4 protein-coding genes are annotated in these 4873 nt (G+C 63.9%); all 4 read left to right on the top strand.

All coding sequences use genetic code 11. The annotated features are described in order from the left end of the window. Positions 1 to 275: 275 nt before the first annotated feature. The 4 genes from DN387_RS25820 (at position 276) to DN387_RS25805 (ending at position 4804) form a co-directional block, all read left to right on the top strand. The gene (locus tag DN387_RS25820) at positions 276 to 584 is read left to right on the top strand and encodes a DUF3077 domain-containing protein (protein ID WP_054915325.1); all 309 of its coding nucleotides are present in this window, start codon (positions 276 to 278) and stop codon (positions 582 to 584) included. Positions 585 to 748: 164 nt separating this feature from the next. Then, entirely contained in the window at positions 749 to 1264 is a 516-nt protein-coding gene (locus DN387_RS25815) for a sigma-70 family RNA polymerase sigma factor (protein ID WP_254506409.1), read from the top strand. Further along, entirely contained in the window at positions 1261 to 2241 is a 981-nt protein-coding gene (locus DN387_RS25810) for a FecR domain-containing protein (RefSeq protein ID WP_054915326.1), read from the top strand. Before DN387_RS25815 ends, DN387_RS25810 begins: the two co-directional genes overlap by 4 nt. A 97-nt stretch (positions 2242 to 2338) precedes the next feature. Beyond that, on the top strand, positions 2339 to 4804 hold the full coding sequence (locus DN387_RS25805) for a TonB-dependent siderophore receptor (protein ID WP_082405741.1): 2466 nt from the start codon (positions 2339 to 2341) through the stop codon (positions 4802 to 4804). Positions 4805 to 4873: the final 69 nt, after the last annotated feature.

Genomic DNA, 4873 nt, shown 5'->3' with positions numbered 1-4873 from the left:
TACGTCATTTTGCTTGTCACAACTGTCAACTTTGCCAGTTGCATCGAGCGGATCCAGCCTTGCTGCCTGAGCAATAATGCACAAGCATCCGGCTCCCGCTTCAGGGGGGGGTGCGCATACCGCTGTAGAACGTCTTGAATCCCCACCCCAACCCCGCTAATCTTGCGACGTCGCTGTCAATCCAGCGACCGGGCGTCGCGGCCCGCTAATGCAAAAGGCGCAACTGCGCCACCTGAACATCAGATGGCGGTTCCACTCAAAAAGGGAGCTGCACAATGGTCAAAACCGTCTCCAATCCCCCGCTTACTACTCAACCCCGCAAACGTATCTACACCGCCTTCGGCTGTTGCAACGGCAATCACCCGCCCCTGTTTTCCGTCTGCGAAGGCATCGAGCTGGAAGACGCCCTGGTTCACCTGTCGCTCCAGATCCAATGCGCCAAGGACACCACCGCCCAAGCCTGCGAACGTGCCGACGAGCAGTTCAAGACGCTGCTGATCGCCGCACAGCAATCGCTGGAAATGAGCACCGTACTGATCGACACCGTGCTGGACGGCATGGAAGCAAACGCGGCACCCGAGTAACGACGCAACACACGGGCCGCACACGCGGCCTACCGAGCTCGCTCCGCCCACCAAAACCCCACCTGCCCCCTACATCACGCACTCTCCCCTTGCTGTCCACGGCCCACTGGCACTAGGATGCGACAAATTCTCAAATGCACCTGGCTATCATGCTGAGGTTTTCCGTGTCGTCGCCATCCACTTCCCGCACCCCTCATGCCGATGTTCGTGCGCTGTACATCAACCATCACGCCTGGTTGCTGGGCTGGTTGCGCAAGCGCATGCGCCACGGCGACCACGCGGCGGACCTGGCCCACGACATCTTCGTGCACATCCTCGGCAAGCCGGAGCAGCTGCAGCAGTTGCGTCAGCCGCGTGCCTGGTTGAGCACCGTGGCCCACGGGCTGCTGGTGGATCGCGTGCGTCGCCAGCGGGTCGAGCGGGCGTATCTGGAGGCCATCGCACACCTGCCCGAAGCCGAGGTGCCGTCGCCCGAGTCGCAGCTGATACTGCTGGAAACCCTGGCCCGTGTGGACGCCCTGCTCAACGGCCTGCCGCCCAAGGTGCGCATGGCCTTTCTGCTGTCGCGCCTGGAGGGCCTGAGCTACAAGGAGATCGCCGAGCGCCTGGCGGTAAGCCTGAGTTCGGTGGAGAAGTACATGGCCAGCGCCATTCGCCATTGCTACCTGGCCCAGCGATGAGCCGCCCGCCATTGCCCGAACTCCCCGACAACGTGCTGGACCAGGCCATCGGCTGGCTGGTGCGCATCGAGTCCGACGGCGTCAACCCGCAGCTGCTGGAGGCCTGCCAACGCTGGCGTCAGGCGCACGCGCTGCATGAGGTGGCCTGGCAAGCGCTGCAGAAAAGCGATGCCACCTTCCAGGGCCTGGCCGCACTGCCCGGCTCGGTGGCGCGGGACACGCTGCAACGCCTGCAAGGCGGTCGTCACAGCCGACGCCAGGCGCTCAAGCTGCTGGGCGTGGGGCTGCTGGCCAGCGGCGTTACCGGCTGGTCGATGCGTGACAGCACGCTGGTGCCCTGGGGCGCGGACTACGCCACCGAGGTGGGCGAGCGCCGTCAGTTCGTGCTGGATGACGGCACCCGCCTGCAAATGAACACAGCCAGTGCAGTGGACGTGCAGTTCACCGCCCAGCGCCGGTTGATCGTGCTGCGGCGCGGCGAAATCTTTATCGACACCGGCAAGGACGCCGCCACGGCGGGCGGGCGTCGCAGCTTCTGGGTCAGCACGCGGCATGCACAGTTGCAGGCCATCGGTACGGCCTTTGCGGTGCGTGATGAAGCCAGCGGCACGCGGTTGCGGGTCGAGGATGGGGTGGTGGCGATTCAGGGCAAGGGCCAGCCGGTGATGGTTGCCGCCGGGGAGCAATACCTGATCGATGCAAACGGCAGCCAGCGGGTCGAAACCAGCCCCCTCAATGCCAGCGCCTGGGCGCGCGGGCAACTGGTGGCCAAGCGCATGCAACTGCGCGAGCTGACCGCAGAACTGGCGCGCTATCGCCACGGCTGGCTGCGCTGCGACCCGGCCATCGCGCACCTGGAGGTGTCGGGCGTGTTCCAGCTCGATGACATCGACCAGGCCCTCAGCGCCCTGAGCGATTCGCTGCCGGTGCGGGTGGAACGCTTTACCCCGTTATGGACCCGTATCGTCGCCCGGTAAGGCTGATGAGAAGAAATCTCAAAAACTTTTACGGGTTTTGCCACCCTCTTCGACAGACAGGCAATACACCTCGTCATTCGAAAGGAGCACGCCGTCCATGTCTTCTGCTTTTATCCCCACCCGGCCTTTGCAGCGCAGCGTGCTGGCACTGACCCTGCGCAGTATGTTGCTGGCCGGTGCCACCAGCGTGTCGCTGGCCAGTGCGGCCGCGCAGGCCGCCGAGGCAAGCAGCCGCCACTACGAGCTGGCGGCCGGCCCGCTGGAAGAATCGCTCAACAGCTTTGCCCAGGTGGCCGGCATCAGCCTGCCGTTCGACCCGGCGCTGGTGCAGGGCAAGCGCGCCCCGGCACTGCGTGGGGACTATGCCGTGCAGGATGGCCTCGAACGCCTGCTGGCCGGCAGCGGCCTCACGGTTACCCGCACCGCCAGCGGCAATTACCTGCTGATTGCCCGTAGCCAAAGCGCAGATGCCCTGGAACTGGGCGCCACCACCATCAGCGGCCTGGGCCTGGGCTCGACCACCGAGCACAGCGGTTCGTACACCACCGGCGCCATGCAGACCGCCACCAAGCTGCCGCTGTCGCTGCGCGAAACACCGCAGTCGGTCACGGTGATTACCCGCCAGCGCATGGACGACCAGGGCATGCGCAGCCTCGACGACGTGGTGCAGGCCACGCCCGGGCTGCGCCTGTCGGCCGCGCGCCCGGCCAACAGCGAGTTCTTCGCCCGCGGCTTCCCCATCACCAACCTGATGTTCGACGGCCTGCCCACCACCTACAACGCCGACTGGGTGGCCACCGCCGACCTGGCCCCCTATGACCGCGTCGAAGTGGTGCGCGGCGCCACCGGCATGATGCAAGGGGCCGGCAACCCGTCGGCCGCCATCAACATGGTGCGCAAGCGCCCTACCCAGGCGTTCCAGGCCAGCGTGACCGGCAGCGCCGGCAGCTGGGACAACTACCGCAGCGAGCTGGATGTGTCCGGCCCGCTGAACGACAGCGCCAGCGTGCGTGGCCGCATCGTCGGCGCGTACAACGACAAGGGCAGCTATCAGGATTACGCCGGGCGCGAGCGCGGGGTGTTCTACGGCATCAGCGAGTTCGACCTCACCGACAGCACCACCCTGACCGTGGGCGCGTCCGACCAGAACGACAATAACAACATCAACTGGGGCGGCCTGCCGGTGAACCCCGATGGCAGCCACATGGGCTTTTCTCGCTCCAAGACCTTCGGCTACAGCTGGTCGCACCAGGACGTCGAGAACAAGACGGTGTTCGTCGAGCTCGACCAGCGCTTCGACAACGACTGGCGCCTTCACCTGGGCGCGTCGAAAAACTGGTCCGAATTCAAGATGATGGGCGGCGTGCTGGAGCGCAACAACGACGCCACCTACCGCCAGCGCATCTTCAACCAGAACCGCGACTTCGATCAGTCCACCTACGATGTCTATGCCACAGGCCCGTTCACACTGCTGGGGCGCGAGCATGAACTGGTGGTCGGCGCCAGCAAGCGCCAGCTCAAGACCGAAGCAACCGGCGGCACGGTGTTCGTCGATGTGCCGGACATCAACCGCTTCAACCCGGGCGGGCTGGCCAGACCGAACGTGCCGGACATCTACTCCATCGACGACAAGGTCGATCAGGAAGGCCTCTACCTCACCACGCGCTGGAACCTGGCCGACCCGCTGAAGGTGATACTCGGTGCGCGCCTGGACTGGTACGACGCCACGGCCATCTATGACCAGATCAACGACCAGTACTACACCTCGGGCAAGACCAAGGTGGTGCGCAACGTCACCCGTTATGCCGGGGTTATCTATGACCTGGACGACAACCATTCGGTGTATGCCAGCTACACCGATATCTTTCAGCCGCAGACCGAGAAGGACGGCCAAGGCAAAGGCATTGAGCCTATTACCGGCGAAAACTACGAAGTGGGTATCAAGGGTGAGTATTTTGGCGGCGCGCTGAATGCCAGTGCTTCGCTGTTCCAGATCGACCAGCTCAACCGCGCGGCCGAGGTGGCGGATGCAAGCCTGTGCAAGGTCATCCCGGTGGGTAGCTACGGGTGCTATGAAGCGGCTGGCAAGGTGCGCAGCCAGGGCATCGAGTTCGAGATCAATGGTGCGCTGACGCCCAACTGGCAAGTGGGCGCCGGCTATACGTTCGCCCAGGCCAAGTACGAGAAGGATGCCGACAAGGCCAAGGAAGGCCGGCTGTTCGACACCGACCTGCCGCGTCATATGTTCAAGGCCAGTACCACGTACCAGTTGCAGGGTGATCTGAAGCAGTGGCGTGTGGGGGCCAACCTCTATAGCCAGAGCGCGACCTTCAACAAGGGCAGCAATGTGTTCGGCAACTACCATGTCGAGCAGGAGGCGTATGCGCTGGTCGGGTTGATGGCGGGTTACCAGGTCAACAAGCATCTGGACACGCAGTTGAACATCAACAACGTGTTCGACAAGAAGTACTACCAGGGCATCGCCAGCAACTCCACGTGGAGCCCATATGACGTGTTTGGCGACCCGCGCAACTTGATGGTTACGGCGAAGTACAGCTTCTGATGATGCGCCGGGGTCAGCGTGATTGCCGGCATATGCAGATTGACTGATGCACCGTGCATTCAGGCGCTG

Origin of the sequence: Pseudomonas sp. FBF18 (genome assembly GCF_024261405.1) — a bacterium.
Classification (GTDB): domain Bacteria; phylum Pseudomonadota; class Gammaproteobacteria; order Pseudomonadales; family Pseudomonadaceae; genus Aquipseudomonas; species Aquipseudomonas palmensis.
Note: the sequence above shows the minus strand (reverse complement) of the source record. Positions and strands in the feature narration are given on the sequence as shown.